The sequence below is a fragment of the Mesorhizobium sp. WSM1386 genome, assembly GCF_055901595.1.
Genome location: NZ_CM148373.1, coordinates 1,939,156 through 1,953,438 on the forward strand (window position 1 = coordinate 1,939,156; position 14,283 = coordinate 1,953,438).

15 protein-coding genes are annotated in these 14,283 nt (G+C 64.8%); 8 read left to right on the plus strand and 7 right to left on the minus strand.

Features of this window, described 5'->3' with window-relative positions; translation table 11 throughout:
- Window positions 1–2 precede the first annotated feature (2 nt).
- Window positions 3–641 carry a 2-dehydro-3-deoxy-phosphogluconate aldolase gene (locus tag AC0NIH_RS09500; protein WP_473465036.1) on the minus strand — a complete coding sequence of 213 codons (639 nt, stop codon included), beginning with the start codon at window positions 639–641 and terminating at the stop codon, window positions 3–5.
- A 215-nt stretch (window positions 642–856) separates the two neighbouring features.
- Between AC0NIH_RS09500 and trhO the strand changes: the two genes are divergently transcribed.
- The 3 genes from trhO (at window position 857) to AC0NIH_RS09515 (ending at window position 3,695) form a co-directional block, all read left to right on the plus strand.
- A complete protein-coding gene (gene trhO / locus AC0NIH_RS09505; protein WP_473465038.1) occupies window positions 857–1,786 on the plus strand; it encodes an oxygen-dependent tRNA uridine(34) hydroxylase TrhO in 930 nt (309 codons plus the stop codon).
- Window positions 1,787–1,902: 116 nt separating this feature from the next.
- Window positions 1,903–2,643, plus strand: coding sequence for a tellurite resistance TerB family protein (locus AC0NIH_RS09510; protein ID WP_013893158.1), 741 nt, complete (start codon window positions 1,903–1,905; stop codon window positions 2,641–2,643).
- 299 nt (window positions 2,644–2,942) lie between these two features.
- Window positions 2,943–3,695, plus strand: a complete 753-nt coding sequence (locus tag AC0NIH_RS09515) for an SDR family oxidoreductase (RefSeq protein ID WP_140780022.1) — start codon at window positions 2,943–2,945, stop codon at window positions 3,693–3,695.
- A gap of 39 nt (window positions 3,696–3,734) precedes the next feature.
- Here the strand turns inward: AC0NIH_RS09515 and AC0NIH_RS09520 are convergent, their stop codons facing one another.
- Together AC0NIH_RS09520 and AC0NIH_RS09525 are read right to left on the minus strand one after the other, a co-directional pair.
- Window positions 3,735–4,109 carry a YciI family protein gene (locus AC0NIH_RS09520; protein ID WP_473465041.1) on the minus strand — a complete coding sequence of 125 codons (375 nt, stop codon included), beginning with the start codon at window positions 4,107–4,109 and terminating at the stop codon, window positions 3,735–3,737.
- Between the two features lie 133 nt (window positions 4,110–4,242).
- On the minus strand, window positions 4,243–5,427 hold the full coding sequence (locus tag AC0NIH_RS09525) for a pyridoxal phosphate-dependent aminotransferase (RefSeq protein WP_473465044.1): 1,185 nt from the start codon (window positions 5,425–5,427) through the stop codon (window positions 4,243–4,245).
- An 83-nt stretch (window positions 5,428–5,510) separates the two neighbouring features.
- Between AC0NIH_RS09525 and AC0NIH_RS09530 the strand changes: the two genes are divergently transcribed.
- The 4 genes from AC0NIH_RS09530 to denD all read left to right on the plus strand — a co-directional run bounded on the left by AC0NIH_RS09530 (window position 5,511) and on the right by denD (window position 8,468).
- Window positions 5,511–6,197 carry a GNAT family N-acetyltransferase gene (locus tag AC0NIH_RS09530; protein WP_473465046.1) on the plus strand — a complete coding sequence of 229 codons (687 nt, stop codon included), beginning with the start codon at window positions 5,511–5,513 and terminating at the stop codon, window positions 6,195–6,197.
- A gap of 11 nt (window positions 6,198–6,208) precedes the next feature.
- Window positions 6,209–7,180 carry a cation diffusion facilitator family transporter gene (locus tag AC0NIH_RS09535; protein ID WP_352709866.1) on the plus strand — a complete coding sequence of 324 codons (972 nt, stop codon included), beginning with the start codon at window positions 6,209–6,211 and terminating at the stop codon, window positions 7,178–7,180.
- An 86-nt stretch (window positions 7,181–7,266) separates the two neighbouring features.
- Window positions 7,267–7,479: a hypothetical protein gene (locus AC0NIH_RS09540; protein WP_352709868.1), complete on the plus strand. Its 213-nt coding sequence runs from the start codon at window positions 7,267–7,269 to the stop codon at window positions 7,477–7,479.
- Window positions 7,480–7,490: 11 nt separating this feature from the next.
- Window positions 7,491–8,468 carry a D-erythronate dehydrogenase gene (gene denD, locus AC0NIH_RS09545; protein ID WP_473465050.1) on the plus strand — a complete coding sequence of 326 codons (978 nt, stop codon included), beginning with the start codon at window positions 7,491–7,493 and terminating at the stop codon, window positions 8,466–8,468.
- Window positions 8,469–8,499: 31 nt separating this feature from the next.
- Here the strand turns inward: denD and AC0NIH_RS09550 are convergent, their stop codons facing one another.
- The 4 genes from AC0NIH_RS09550 to AC0NIH_RS09565 form a co-directional block, all read right to left on the minus strand.
- Window positions 8,500–9,723 (minus strand): nickel/cobalt transporter, encoded by a 1,224-nt coding sequence (locus AC0NIH_RS09550; protein WP_473465053.1) that lies wholly within the window; start codon window positions 9,721–9,723, stop codon window positions 8,500–8,502.
- Window positions 9,720–10,388, minus strand: coding sequence for a DUF1007 family protein (locus tag AC0NIH_RS09555; protein ID WP_287269969.1), 669 nt, complete (start codon window positions 10,386–10,388; stop codon window positions 9,720–9,722). Before AC0NIH_RS09555 ends, AC0NIH_RS09550 begins: the two co-directional genes overlap by 4 nt.
- 88 nt (window positions 10,389–10,476) lie before the next feature.
- On the minus strand, window positions 10,477–11,376 hold the full coding sequence (locus tag AC0NIH_RS09560) for a LysR family transcriptional regulator (RefSeq protein WP_013893168.1): 900 nt from the start codon (window positions 11,374–11,376) through the stop codon (window positions 10,477–10,479).
- Window positions 11,377–11,378: 2 nt separating this feature from the next.
- Window positions 11,379–12,572 (minus strand): amidase, encoded by a 1,194-nt coding sequence (locus tag AC0NIH_RS09565; RefSeq protein ID WP_473465057.1) that lies wholly within the window; start codon window positions 12,570–12,572, stop codon window positions 11,379–11,381.
- A 540-nt stretch (window positions 12,573–13,112) separates the two neighbouring features.
- Between AC0NIH_RS09565 and odc2 the strand changes: the two genes are divergently transcribed.
- On the plus strand, window positions 13,113–14,246 hold the full coding sequence (gene odc2 / locus AC0NIH_RS09570) for an ornithine/lysine decarboxylase (RefSeq protein WP_473465060.1): 1,134 nt from the start codon (window positions 13,113–13,115) through the stop codon (window positions 14,244–14,246).
- Window positions 14,247–14,283: the final 37 nt, after the last annotated feature.

Here is a 14,283-nt window from a genome sequence, read left to right on the forward strand (position 1 = left end):
GGCTATTGCCGAAGCTGGCTCGCGGCGCGCGCCAGCGCTTCGATCTCGTCCCATTTGCCGGCCTTGACCATGTCGTCGGGCGCGACCCAGGAACCGCCGACGCAGATCACGTTCGGCAGGCTGAGGTAGTCGGCCGCGTTCTTGCCGGTGATGCCGCCAGTCGGGCAGAATTTGACGTCGGCCAGCGGCGAGGCGAAGGCCTTCAAGGAGGCGATGCCGCCCGACTGCTCGGCGGGGAAGAACTTCAGGAAGCGCAGGCCGGCCTCGCGCGCGGCCATGATCTCGCCGGGCGTGATGGCGCCGGGCAGCAGCGGAACGTCGCTGTCGGCGGCCGCCGCCAGAAGCTCGCGGGTGATGCCTGGGCTGACGATGAAGCGCGAACCGGCGCTGGCTGCCTCGTCGAACTGCCCGCTGTCCAGAATGGTGCCGGCGCCGACAATGGCTTCCTCGACCTCGGCGGCGACCCGCCGGATCGCTTCCAGCGCATCGGCGGTTCTGAGCGTGATCTCGATCGCCGGCAAGCCGCCGCGCGCCAGCGCACGGGCCAGCGGCACCGCGCTGGCGACATCGGTGATCTTCAGCACCGGAATGACCGGCTGACCGTTCAGAAGCGACAGGAGTTTTTCGGTCTTGCTGGGCATCTGTCTCTCCATGTAAAAGGCTATTTCAACCGATTAGCAGACGGGTGTTTGCCTGTCCACGAACCTGGTCGCGTCGCGATGTCACGCGCCATCGGACAGCTTACCGTCTCTTCCCCGACAGGGCCATGACAGGCAAGCGAAACAAGCCACCGAAACAGGCCATCGAACCCATTTCGCCTTGAATCGGCTTTTACGAGCGTCTAGTTGCTCTGGCAATGACACCGTCCGCGCCACCCCAACCCGTCCGCGTCGCCGCGCTCTACCGGTTTGCCCGGCTCGACGCCTTCGAAGCGTTGCGCGCGCCGCTTGCGGCCTTTTGTTGCGGACGCGGCATCAAGGGCACACTGCTCCTGGCGCATGAAGGCATCAACGGTACCATCGCGGGCAGCGAAGCAGCGATCGCCGAACTCATCGACCATATCGAGGCCGTCGAGGGCTTGGCGGGCCTGGAGGTCAAGTACAGCGAAGCTGCGGAAATGCCGTTCCACCGCATGAAGGTGCGGCTGAAGCGCGAGATCGTCACCATGGGCGTCGGGGACATCGACCCGGCGACAAGTGCGGGCACCTATGTCGCGCCGACCGACTGGAACGCCCTGATTTCGCAGCCCGACACGATCGTCATCGACACGCGCAACGCCTATGAGGTGTCGATCGGCACCTTCAAGGGGGCGATCGACCCGGCGACCGCGAGCTTTCGCGAGTTTCCGGCCTGGGTGGAAGCGCACCGGGCGGAGCTCGAAGGCCGCAAGGTGGCGATGTTCTGCACCGGCGGCATCCGCTGCGAGAAAGCGACCGCCTATGTCAGGTCGCTCGGCTTCGAGGATGTGTTCCACCTCAAGGGCGGCATCCTCAGATATCTCGAGGAGGTTCCGGCCGAACAAAGTCTGTGGCAGGGCGAGTGCTTCGTCTTCGACGAGCGCGTTTCGGTGTCGCATGGCCTGGCCGAGGGGGACGCCGAACTCTGCCGCGCCTGCCGCCATCCGCTGACGGAAAGCGAGCGGTCGTCGCCGAAATTTGCCGCCGGTATCTCTTGCCCGCATTGCTTCGATGCCCGCTCGGAGGAAGACCGCAAGCGCTACGCCGAGCGCCAGCGCCAGGTCGAACTCGCGCAAGCGCGGGGCAAGGGCCCCCATATCGGCTCCTGATCCCGGCACCTGGCTGCTGCCAAGCGGCAGCCTGTCATTGCAATGCCAGGCTTCGGGACCTACGTCTTCGACGTTCGAAACCTGCCCGTTCAGCCGGGCAAATCCTGGAGGCATTGATGTTCGATCCCAAGAAGCTTCTCGACGATCTGCTCGGCTCGCAAATTCCCGGCACCAGCGGCACCGTCCGCGACAAGGCGGGCCAGGCCGTGCAGATGGCCAAGGACAATCCGCTGGCAGCCGGCGCGCTGGCGGCGGTGCTGCTTGGAACCGGCGCCGGGCGCCAGGTGACAGGCACCGCGGTGAAGCTCGGTGGATTGGCTGCCATCGGCGGCCTCGCCTACAAGGCCTACCAGAACTACAAGGCCGGCAACGCACCGGAGCAGGCGCCCGCCGCCGGTGAACCGGAATTGCTGCCGCCGCCCAAGGACACCGCCTTCCACCCGTCGCAGGCGCCACAGGGCGAGGATGAGTTCACGCTGACGCTTGTTCGCGCGATGATCTCGGCGGCCAAGGCCGACGGCCATGTCGACGAGGAGGAACGCAAGAAGATCGCCGGCAAGCTCAGCCTTTCGGGGATCGGCTCCGACGCCGAGAAATTCCTGATGGCGGAGCTGGAAAGCCCGCTCGATCTCGACACGCTGGTGGCGGGTGCCAAGACCGACGCGCAGAAGCTCGAGCTCTACACGGCGTCGCGCCTGACCATAGACCCGGACACGCGCGCCGAGCGCGGCTATCTCGACCTGCTCGCCGGCCGGCTTGGCCTGCCGGACGCATTGGTAGACCATGTCGAGGCGACGGTTTCCGCGGCCAAGGTGCCGGCCGCCAAGGCGGGCACCTCGCCCAATCCGCGCTGGTAGCCCATATCGGCACAGGCGCCCCCTGCGTTTACCCTTCGTTAACTCAGGAAGCGCATGATTCTACACAGTCGGATCGGCTTTCCTCCTCCCAAGTCCGGTTCAGATCAGGGCGGTCGCCAATGACCGCCCTTTTTGTCGGCCCGGATGAGGCCGCTTCCGCACACCGGGTTCCACTTTTCGGGAACGTGAGCTTGCCGCTCCGCTTGCCATCGCTGCCGTCATTTGCGATGCCTTCTGTTCTGAAGCCAGATCCTGAAAATCAAGCGGGCACGCGCGGGCGCTGCCGGAGGACAACTGCCATGACCGAGAAAACCGCCATCGTCACCGGCGCCGGCACGGGCATCGGCAAGAGCGTCGCCACGGCATTGCTCAAGGCCGGCTGGAACACGGTGTTCTGCGGTCGCCGCAAGGCGGTGCTGGACGCCGCGGTCGCCGAGGCTGGCCCCTCCGACGCCAAGGCGCTGGCGGTTGCCTGCGACATCAGCAAGGCCGGCGAGGTCGATGATCTTTTCGAGACCGTGGCGGAGGCCTTTGGTCGCGTCGACCTGCTCTTCAACAATGCCGGCATGGGCTACAAGTCGACGCCGATCGACGAGATCCCGGTCGAGGTGTGGAACGATGTCGTCGGCGTCAACCTCACCGGTTCGTTCCTGTGCGCGCGTGCCGCCTTTGGCGCCATGCGCAAGCAGCGGCCGATGGGTGGCCGCATCATCAACAACGGTTCGGTGTCGGCCTATGCGCCGCGCCCGGGCTCGGTGCCCTACACGGCGACCAAGCACGCCATCACCGGACTGACCAAGACGCTGGCGCTCGACGGCCGCCCCTATGACATCGCCTGCGGCCAGATCGACATCGGCAATGCGCTGACCGACATGGCGCAGCCGATGACCGTCGGCGTGCCGCAGGCCAACGGCTCCATCGCCGCCGAGGCCGTGATGGATGTCCAGCATGTTGCCGACGCGGTCGTCCACATGGCCAGCCTGCCGCTCGACGCCAATGTGCTGTTCATGACGGTGATGGCGACCAAGATGCCATTCGTGGGGCGTGGCTAGTCTGAGAAACCAGGTTCCCCTTTTAAGGGATCATGCTCCCTACCCCTGAGGCGGTGTCTCCAACGGAACGCCGGGCAGATAGAGCGGAACGGGGCGGATCTCGTAGACGGCGGTCGGGTTGACGCGTCGAAACTCGCGCGCGATGGCGATGGCATCATCGCGCGTCGGGCAATCGACGACATAGAGGCCGAGAAGCTGTTCCTTGGTTTCGGCGAAGGGGCCATCGACGATGATGCCGTCGCGCAAGGTGCAGGCCGATTGTGTCGCGCCAAGCCGCGCCGAGGGGCCAAGGCTGCCGTCGGCATAGAGCCCTTCATGGATATTGAGCAGGTCGGTCATCAGCGCCGCGTCTTCCTGTGGCGTCAGCGCCTTGATTGCGTCTTCCACATGATAGGCAAGGATTGCATAGAACATTCGGATGTCACCCCACTTCGATCCTGATCTCCGAGGACCGTAGCCGTTCTCGACATGCACGCCCAGTCTTGGCCGCGCGCCTCCGGACGGCTCATGACACCGTCCGGGAGAGGGCAGCAGGCCGCTTTGAAGCTCACTTCGCCAGGAAGGCTCCGATCCGCTCCAGCGCCCGCAAGATATTTTCCTCGGAGTTGGCGTAGGAGAGCCTGATGTAGCCTTCGCCGAGAATGCCGAAATCGGGGCCGCCGATCAGCGCCACGCCGGCGTCGTCGAGCAGGGCGGAAGCCAGCTTCTTTGCCTTCCAGCCGGTCTTCGACACGTTGGGGAAGGCGTAGAAGGCGCCCTTGGGGGTGATGCAGGAAATGTTGGGCAAGGCGTTCAGTCCCTCGACCACGATCTTCCTGCGGCGGTCGAAGGCGCGCATCATCCTGTCGACGTCGTCCTGCGGACCGTCGATGGCGGCGATGCCGGCGAACTGGCTCGGCGCGTTGACGCAGGACCAGCAATTGACCGCCAGCTTGCGCACCTTGTCGTAGAGATGAGCGCCCTTGTCGCCATTCGGCCAGATCGACCAGCCCATGCGCCAGCCAGTCATCGCCCAGGTCTTGGACCAGCCATTGAGCACGATCAGCCGGTCGCGGATCTCGGGGAAGCCGAGCAGCGAGCAATGCGTCTCGCCGTCATAGGTCATGACGTCGTAGATCTCGTCGGAAAGGATGGCGACGTCTGGGTGCTTCTCCAGGCCCCTGACCAGCTTCTCGATCTCGGCGCGGGGCGTGACGCCGCCGGTCGGGTTGGCCGGCGAATTGAGAATCAAGAGCCTGGTCTTGGAGGTGATCAGCGCCAGCGTTTCCTCGGCGGAAAAGGCAAAGCCGTTCTCCTCGCGCATCGGCACGGGAATGGGTGCCGCGCCGGTGAACTCGATCATCGAGCGGTAGATGGGAAAGCCGGGATCGGGGTAGAGGATCTCGGCGCCGGGCTCGCCGAACATCAGGATGGCGGCGAACATGGTTGGCTTGCCGCCGGGCAGGACCATCACCGTCTCTGGCGACACTTCGACACCGGTGGTGGTCAGCGTGCGCCGCACCACAGCCTCGCGCGTCGCCAGAAGCCCGTTTGCCGGCGTGTAGCCATGGTGGCCGTCGCGCAGCGCCTTGATGGCGGCCTCGACGATGTGCCGCGGCGTCTTGAAGTCGGGCTGGCCGATGCCGAGATTGACGATGTCGCGGCCCTGTTGAGCCAGCGCCGTTGCCCGCGCCAGCACAGCGAACGCATTTTCCTCGCCGAGACGGTCGAAGGCCGAAATCGTGTGGAGCATTTTTCCCGTCCGTGTGGTTCTTACTGTTGGGTCGGGTTTTTGTGAGCCTTGGCCCGCAAAAGTCAAACGGATTGGAGTTTTTGGTGTCGGAAAATCTCAAAGACTGGCAACCGCGTCCGCGACCCGAGCGCAAGCCCATCGACGGTCGATACGTCCGGCTTGAACCGCTGAGCGCCGCAAAGCACGGTGATGGGCTCTACGAAGCGTCCTCGGTGTCCGATGTCGACGGCCGCTTTGCCTGGCTGCCCGATTATCCGCCGGAAACCCGTGCCGCCTTCCAGCCATGGCTGGACAAGGTCGAGGCCAGCGAAGATCCGCTGTTCTTCGCCATCATCGACAAGGCCAGCGGCAAGGTCGCCGGGCGCCAGACGCTGATGCGCATCGATCCGGCCTATGGCGTCATCGAGATCGGCAACATCTATTGGGGACCGCTCATTTCGCGCAAGCCGGCAGCCACGGAAGCGCAGTTCCTGTTCATGAAATACATCTTCGACGGGCTCGGCTATCGCCGCTACGAATGGAAGTGCAACAACCGCAACGAGCCGTCGAAGCGGGCGGCGGAACGGTTCGGCTTCAAATTCGAGGGCATTTTCCGCCAGCATCTCATCGTCAAGGGTGAAAACCGCGACACCGCATGGTATTCGATCATCGACAAGGAATGGCCGGCGTTGCGCAAGGCTTACGAAGCGTGGCTCGACCCGGCCAATTTCGATGGCGACGGCCAGCAGAAGCGACGGCTCGAGGATTGTCGCGCTGAATTCGGCGCCTAGGAGTTCTTATTTTGGCCCATTCCCACGACCATAGCGGCCATGATCACGGCGGGGCCGGCCATGTGCATGGCTCGACCGACAAGAAGCGCGTGCTGATCGCGGCCGGCCTGACGGCGGGGTTCATGGTGGCGGAGGCACTCGGCGGCCTCTTCACCGGCTCGCTGGCGCTGCTGGCCGATGCCGGGCACATGCTCGCCGACGCGATCGCGCTGGGCCTTGCCTGGTATGCCTTCCACCTTGCGGGACGGCCCGCGACCGGCCAGCTCACCTACGGCTTCGGCCGGGTCAAGACGCTGGTGGCCTACACCAACGGCATCGCCATCTTCGTCATCGCGCTGTGGATCATCTACGAGGCGTGGGAGCGACTGCAGACGCCGGCGCCGGTGCTGGGCGGACCGATGCTGGTGGTGGCGGTCCTCGGCCTGCTGGTCAATCTCGGCTCCTTCTTCGTGCTGCATGGCGGCGACCGCGAAAGCCTGAACATGCGTGGCGCCATCCTGCATGTGCTTGGCGACCTGCTCGGCTCGGCCGCGGCGATCGTGGCCGCACTGGTGATCCTGGCGACCGGCTGGACGCCGATCGACCCGATCCTGTCGGTGCTGGTCTCGCTGCTCATCCTGTCGACGGCCTGGTCGCTGATGCGCGCCGCGGCCCATGTGCTGCTCGAAGGCGTGCCGCCAAGCCTCGACCGGGACCTAATCGCCCGGGATATCGAGGCCACGGTTAGGGGCGTGCGGGAGGTGCACCATATGCATATCTGGTCGCTCGATGGCGCCAGCAACATGGCGACGCTGCATGCCTGCCTCAATGACGGCGTCGATGCGTATCAGGCGGTCAGCGCCGTCAAGAAGCGGCTTGCCAGCGCGCACGGCATCAGCCATGCCACCGTGGAGCCGGAATTCGGAAAGTGCACCGACGAGGGCGACGACCACCATCACGAGCACGAGCACGATGCTGTCCCGCATCACGGCCACTATCACTAGGTCCTGTCGATGACCATCGATCGAACCTGCCTCAGGAGTTCTCCAGCTTTGAAAACCGAGCCCGACGACCGCCGCCCCGGTGCGGCATGATGGACCGCGACACGCGCAATGCGGCCATCGCGGCGGTCTGGATCATGCTTCTGTTCGGCATTGCCGCCTTCTACCTGCCGACCATGATGCTGGCACTCGGCAGTTTTTCGACCGTGCTGGCCGGTGTGTTCGGCACCGTGTTCGTGATGGCGTTCTTCCTAGTGTTCTGGCTGCGCGCGCGCAGCCAGCGCAAAAATCAGGGCAAGTAAGGGATTTTGACATGCGCATTCTGATCACGGGCGCCGCGGGCATGGTCGGCCGCAAGCTCATCGCCCGGCTGGCAAAGGACGGCACGCTGCGGGCCGAGAAGATCACCGCGCTCGATTTGCACGACATCGTGCCGCCACAGGCGCCGGCGATGGACGGCGTCAGCATCAATACCCATACCGGCGACCTCGCCGCGGCGGGCGCCGCCGAAGGCCTGGTGGCTTCGCGACCCGATGTCGTGTTCCATCTTGCCGGCATCGTGTCGGGCGAGGCGGAAGCGAATTTCGATCTCGGCTACCGCGTCAATCTCGACGGCACGCGCGCCCTGTTCGACGCCATCCGGCTGGCCGGTTTTGCGCCGCGCGTCGTCTTCACCTCGTCGATCGCGGTATTCGGCGCGCCATTCCCGGATGTCATTCCCGACGACTTCCATCCGACGCCGCTGACCTCCTACGGCACCCAGAAGCAGATGAGCGAAGCGCTGCTGGCCGACTATTCCAGGCGCGGCTTCTTCGATGGCATCGGCATCCGGCTGCCGACCATCTGCGTGCGGCCCGGCAAGCCGAACAAGGCGGCTTCCGGCTTCTTCTCCGGCATCATCCGCGAGCCCTTGAGCGGCCATGAAGCGATCCTGCCGGTGCCGCGCTCGGTCGTGCACACCCACGCCAGCCCGCGCTCGGCGGTGAACTTCCTGATCCATGCCGCCGGGATCGACGGCGCCGCCGTCGGGCCACGCCGCAACCTAACGATGCCTGGTGTCGCCGTCACCGTCGGCGAGCAGATCGAGGCGCTGGAACGCATTGCAGGGCCAAAAGTGACAAGCCTGATCCGTGAGGTGCCGGACGAGACGATCTGGGCGATCGTCAAGGGCTGGCCGACTCGGTTCGAGGCGAAGCGGTCACGGGAGCTCGGCTTCAGCGCCGAGAAGAGCTTTGACGATATCATCCGCGCCCATGTCGAGGATGAGCTAGGCGGCAAGCTCCCCGATTAGGAGTTCGTGCAGCCCATCCGTTCGAGCAGGCCTAGACGCTGCCTGTCAGGCTCGCCGACAGCAGCAAAAGTCCGAACAGGAACACGAAGGCGGCGCCGCCGATCTCGACGATCGAATGGATGCGGTTGCCCATGCGGCCGTCGCCGGCGAAATACACCGCCCAGTTCTTGGCGGTCACGGCAAGCGTCGCCAGTACCGAGACGGTGATGGCGGTGCCGATCGACATTGCCAGCACCGACAGCAGGCCGCCGAGCCACAGCCCGTTGAGCAGGGCGAAGCTGAGCACGATCAGCGCGCCGGAGCAGGGGCGGATGCCAACCGCCGCCACCGCCGACCAGGCGGTGCGCCAATCGAAGCGATCGCCAGAGAGCAGCGCCGGATCGGGTGCGTGCGAGTGGCCGCAGGTTTCGCAGACCTCGCCCGCAGCGTGATCGTGATGGGCATGCGCGCCATGGTCATGATGGTGGTCATGCGCGCTATGGTCGTGGTGATCGTGCGAATGGTCATGCGCATGGCCGTGATCGTCATGCACATGGAGAGCGTGCGAATGGGCATGCGCCGAATGGCTGTGGGCGGCATGCGAATGGCCGGCGTGGGAGTGACCCGCATGAGAATGGCCACCATGAGAATGGCTACCATGAGAATGGCCGGCGTGAGCCGCCGACAGGCTGTAGGCGGGACCTTTGCCAAACAGGCGCAGGACGGAAGGGCCGAGCTTGCGCCACAGCAGCCAGGCGCCGAACAGGGTGACCAGCGCAAAGCTCATGATCTCCATGAACCAGGCCGCGTCGGTCATCGAGATGGTGGTGCCGCGCAGGACGAAATAGGCGAGCAGCATGACCACGATCGCCGTCAAGCCCTGGAGCAGGGCCGAGACGAAGGACAACAGGATGCCGCGCCGCAGCGCCACTTCATTGGCCACCATGTAGGACGAGATGACGGCTTTGCCGTGGCCGGGGCCGGCGGCATGGAAGATGCCATAGGCGAAGGACAGGCCGATAAGGATCCAGATCTTGCTGTTGTCCTGGCGCATCGCCTTCATGGCTGCTGCCAGCGCGCGGTAGAATTCCTGCTGGCGTAGATTGATCCACATCAGGATGTGGGCGAACGGACCGGTGCTCGGCGCCATGCCGTCATTGACGCCGATGCCGAGCGAGGACTGGGCATGCGCGGCGTTGGCGAAATGCATCGCGGCAAAGGTGAGGGCCAACAGGCCGAATGCCAAACGCAGGGACGGTTTCGTCACCGGCTTCATCCTTCTGGCTGACAGGTCAGTTCGAGCTTGGTGGCAAAGATCTTGCTCATGTCGGTGCCTGTCGGGTCGTTGAAGAAGGCATCCGTCAGCGTCTTCTGGTTTTCCTTGATCGCCTCATCCGGGTCCGGACGGATCACCTTGCTGGTGCAATTGGACGGCAGGCCTTCGACCGTGATGTTGGAATCCTCGGTGAAGTCGATCGCCGTGTAGAAGGTCGGGTCGTAGACGCCGATGTCGATCGTGCCGGTCAGCTTGATCGGGACCTTGGGTTCGGACTCGAACAGGATGATCAACTGGTCGTTGTCGAAATTGGCCATCAGATGCGGCGGCGGCACCATCGTCACGTCCTTGCCGTTCTGCGTGACGAGCTGGAAGTAATTGAATTCGGCCAGCGAGGCGTGAACCGTGTCGGCGACCTCCTTCAGCTCCTTGTCGTCAAGTTTCAGATCGGAGTTCTTGTCGAACTCCATCATCACCGTACTCGAAAACAGGTCGTCGAAGCGCCACAGATGGCGCAGCGCCTTCACGGTTTGGTGATCCGGGCCGAGGATCACGTCGAGGCGCGCCTCGGCGAAGACGTGCGGGTGCACGTAAGCTGGACCAGTCGCGGCAAAGATCGCCGTCAAGGCCGAAGCCAGCATGATTGCGTGCCGTTTCAGGTGCATTACCGGTCGCGATTCCATTGGCCTCGGAGAGATGTCGAGAGTGACCAGAAAGGGGGCGAAATTGGGACCTTGAGACGGTTAAAACCGGCTAGGCGATCTCGCGCGTCCTGAACCATTGCACCAGGAAGTCGACGAAGACGCGGACCTTGGCCGGCAGATAGCGGCGGTGCGGGTAGACGGCGAAGATGCCGCCGCCGGACAGGATGCGGTCATCGAGCGCCGTCACCAGCAGGCCGCTCTTCAAATCGGGCGCGGCGATGAAATCCGGCAGGATGCAGAATCCGAGCCCCGATATGGCGGCGGCGCGCGCCGCCATCGGGCTGTTGACCTCGATCGGGCCCGACACCGCGACGCTCAGCTGGTCGTTATTGTCACCCTTGAACGGCCAGTTGTTCAGCCCGCGGCCATTGGTGTCGACGATGCAAGGCATGTGGCCGAGGTCCTGCGGACGCGTCGGCATGCCATGCTTGGCGATCAACTCCGGCGAGGCGCAGAGTTTTACCGAAAACGGCGCCAGCCGCCTGGCGATCAGCGACGAATTCTCCAGGCGCGAGATGCGGACCGCGAGGTCGAAGCCTTCCTCGACCAGATCGACGAAGCGGTCGTCGAGCTGGATATCGAGCACGATGTCGGGGTGCTGCTTGGCGAAGTCGATCAGCGACTGACCGATCGGCGCGTCAGCGAAGGTGCGCGGCGCCGACACCTTGATGCGGCCACGCACGTCGCCGGATGATTCGCGCACGGCGTCGGCGAGACTGTCGACCTCGCGCACGATCTCGGAGGCGCGCCGGTAATAGGTGTGGCCGGCCTCGGTCATCGAGAACTGGCGCGTGGTGCGGTTGAGGAGCAGCGCGCCGAGCTCGTCCTCCAGCTCGCGCACATATTTCGACAGCAGCGCCTTGGAGCGGCCGATCTTGCGCGCGGCCGCCGAAAAGCCTTCGGCCTCGACGACGTCGATGAAGGCGCGCATGCGGGTCAGTGTGTCCATTGTCAGGCCTTTGCTGCGTCGAGAAGTTTTCGGCCGAGCCGTATCAGGGCAATGTCGCTGCCGGAAGGGCCAAGCAGCGACAGGCCGAACGGAGCGCCGGCGACCGAGCCGATGGGCAAGGTGATCTGTGGAAAGCCGGAGAGCCCGGCGAGGCACAGAAGGTGCAGCGCCCGCTCGCGATAGGCCTGGAATTGCTCCGGCGTCGAGTCGACATAGGGCGCCGGGCCCGGCACCGTCGGCAGAACGAGGAAGCCGTCCTTGCCGAGCAGGGCGCCGAGTTCATCGCGAAAGACCAGCCTTCGCACCTCCTCAGCCTGCGCCGTCCGCTCGTCGACGGCGCGGCCGAAGCCGAAACGCTCCTCGACGCCGGGGCCGAGGTCACGCTCGCCGCTGGTGATCCATTCGCCATGCACGCCCCAGGCTTCCTTGGCCTGGAGGCGGCGAAAGCACCAGTAGAGTTCATCCGGAGACGAACTGAAGGGCATCGTCGGCGTCGTCGGCGCGCCGAAAACCGCGCTCGCCAACCTCTTCATTCCGGCATATTCGGCAAGTGCCGGGCGGGCGACCAGCTCGTCCAGCCAGCCGAGCGCCAGCGGGCGGTCCAGATGGTGATGGTGCGGGTCGCGGCCGAGCAGCAGCTTGCCGACGGTCTCGTAAGTCTCGATGTCGTCGGCGAACCAGCCGAAAGTGTCGAAACTCGGCGCCAGCTTCATGGTGCCGTCGAGCGAAATGCGGCCATGCGTGGTGCGCAGCCCGATCAGTCCGCAAAAGCTCGCCGGCGCTCGGATCGAGCCGCCGGTGTCGGAGCCGGTGGCGATGTCGGCGAGCTTGCCCGCCACCGCCGCCGCCGATCCCGACGACGAGCCGCCGGTGACGCGGTCGGGCGCGGCCGGGTTCACCGGAAACGAAAAATGCGCGTTCTGGCCGAACAGCGCGAAGGCAAGCTCGTCGGTCTGTGTCTTGCCGACGAAGCGCGCGCCGGCATCGAGAATCATCTGCACCGCCGGCGCCGTGCGCGAGGCGGCCGGGCTATCGGCGAATTTCCTGGGATTGCCACAGCCGCTGCGATAGCCGGCAACGTCGTAGATGTCCTTTACGGCCAGCCGCAGGCCGGCCAGCGGGCCAAGCGCGGCATGCGCCACCGGCATCTGGCGAAGATCGAGAAAGGCATTGAGAGGGCCACGCGTGCCTGTCATCGTTCGCTATCCGGATACGGTTGAGCCAACTTTGTTCGACGCCAGAAATTTTACAACCTTGGATACGATTTTTATTGATTGTGAAACTCTTCGCTCTTATATCGCGCTTGCCCAAAGTCGCACGTGCCTGTGGGTGTCCGCCGATCCTCGAATGGCGAGGGAAATCGGTAAGGTAACTGGAGCTAACCCCTCCAGTCGGTTTAGCGGCCAACCGCCAGACCGAGGACACCTTGAAGCAACGACGGTGCGGGCCTTTCTGGTTCTCTGCCGGTTGTCCAAAGACCGGGGTTACTGAAGAGGCACACCATCATTGCCGGCAGTGCGGAACGGGGTTCTCCCAATCCAAGCCAAGGCAGACAAAGCGAACTGAAGCCGGGCAAGGCTGAGGTTCATCGCCGCGAGACGGCGTTTCATGGTTCCGGGGTCTCCACCGGCTGGTTCCATGATTTTCCGTCCCGCCTTTGTCCACCGCGTGTTCGCGAGGCCGAAAGCCCGCGTCCGCACCCTTGTGCGCGCCGAAAGGCGTGATGGAGAATCCCGATGGCCACTCAGCGCATCCTCGACTTCCTCGCCACCCGACGTCCGACCGGCCCTTGCCTCGTCGTCGACCTCGATGTCGTTCGCGACAATTTCCGCGCCTTCGAGAAGGCGCTGCCCGATTCCAGGATCTACTATGCGGTGAAAGCAAACCCGGCGCCGGAAATCCTGCGTCTCCTTGCTGCGATGGGCTCGTCCTTCGACACCGCTTCCGTTGCCGAAGTCGAGATGGCGATGGACGCCGGTGCGCCGGCGGACCGCATCTCCTTCGGCAACACCATCAAGAAGGAGCGTGACATCGCACGCGCCTACCAGCTCGGCATCCGCCTGTTCGCGGTCGATTGCGTCGAGGAGGTCGAGAAGGTCGCCCGCGTCGCTCCAGGCGCGCGCGTGTTCTGCCGCGTGCTGACCGACGGCGAGGGCGCCGAGTGGCCGCTGTCGCGCAAGTTCGGCTGCATGCCGGCGATGGCCGTCGACGTGCTGCGCCATGCCAAGGGCCTCGGCCTCGACGCCTATGGCGTGTCGTTCCACGTCGGCTCGCAGCAGACCGACCTGACCGCCTGGGACCGTGCGCTGCGCGACGCCAAGACGGTTTTCGCGACGCTCGCCGAGGAAGGCATCGTCTTGAAGATGGTGAACATGGGCGGCGGTTTCCCGACGCGCTACCTGCGCGACGTGCCGGCGGCCCAGGCCTATGGCCAGGCGATCTTCTCGGCGCTGCGCAAGCATTTCGGCAACGCGATCCCGGAGACCATCATCGAGCCGGGCCGTGGCATGGTGGGCAATGCCGGCGTCATCAAGTCGGAAGTCGTGCTGATCTCGAAGAAGGCCGATAACGACAATGTGCGCTGGGTGTTCCTCGACATCGGCAAGTTCGGTGGCCTGGCCGAGACGATGGACGAGGCGATCCGCTACCCGATCGTCACCCGTCATGACGGCACGGAGACCGCGCCTTGCGTGCTCGCCGGCCCGACTTGCGATTCGGCCGACGTGATGTACGAAAAGACGCCCTATCCGCTGCCCTTGTCGCTGACCATCGGCGACGAGGTGCTGATCGAAGGCACCGGCGCCTACACGACAACCTACTCGGCGGTCGCGTTCAACGGCTTCGAGCCTCTCCGATCCTACGTGATCTGACGGCGCTTCCTTGGCGCATTTTCGAACGGCGAACCGG

Excerpts from the sequence above, each read along its gene's own strand:
- denD (WP_473465050.1), top strand. The coding sequence starts at position 7,491 with ATGCGCATTCTGATCACGGGCGCCGCGGGCATGGTCGGCCGCAAGCTC.
- AC0NIH_RS09520 (WP_473465041.1), bottom strand. The coding sequence starts at position 4,109 with ATGTTCTATGCAATCCTTGCCTATCATGTGGAAGACGCAATCAAGGCG.
- AC0NIH_RS09515 (WP_140780022.1), top strand. The coding sequence starts at position 2,943 with ATGACCGAGAAAACCGCCATCGTCACCGGCGCCGGCACGGGCATCGGC.
- AC0NIH_RS09550 (WP_473465053.1), bottom strand. The coding sequence starts at position 9,723 with ATGAAGCCGGTGACGAAACCGTCCCTGCGTTTGGCATTCGGCCTGTTG.
- AC0NIH_RS09525 (WP_473465044.1), bottom strand. The coding sequence starts at position 5,427 with ATGCTCCACACGATTTCGGCCTTCGACCGTCTCGGCGAGGAAAATGCG.
- odc2 (WP_473465060.1), top strand. The coding sequence starts at position 13,113 with ATGGCCACTCAGCGCATCCTCGACTTCCTCGCCACCCGACGTCCGACC.
- AC0NIH_RS09510 (WP_013893158.1), top strand. The coding sequence starts at position 1,903 with ATGTTCGATCCCAAGAAGCTTCTCGACGATCTGCTCGGCTCGCAAATT.
- AC0NIH_RS09540 (WP_352709868.1), top strand. The coding sequence starts at position 7,267 with ATGATGGACCGCGACACGCGCAATGCGGCCATCGCGGCGGTCTGGATC.
- AC0NIH_RS09560 (WP_013893168.1), bottom strand. The coding sequence starts at position 11,376 with ATGGACACACTGACCCGCATGCGCGCCTTCATCGACGTCGTCGAGGCC.
- AC0NIH_RS09500 (WP_473465036.1), bottom strand. The coding sequence starts at position 641 with ATGCCCAGCAAGACCGAAAAACTCCTGTCGCTTCTGAACGGTCAGCCG.
- trhO (WP_473465038.1), top strand. The coding sequence starts at position 857 with ATGACACCGTCCGCGCCACCCCAACCCGTCCGCGTCGCCGCGCTCTAC.
- AC0NIH_RS09565 (WP_473465057.1), bottom strand. The coding sequence starts at position 12,572 with ATGACAGGCACGCGTGGCCCTCTCAATGCCTTTCTCGATCTTCGCCAG.
- AC0NIH_RS09555 (WP_287269969.1), bottom strand. The coding sequence starts at position 10,388 with ATGCACCTGAAACGGCACGCAATCATGCTGGCTTCGGCCTTGACGGCG.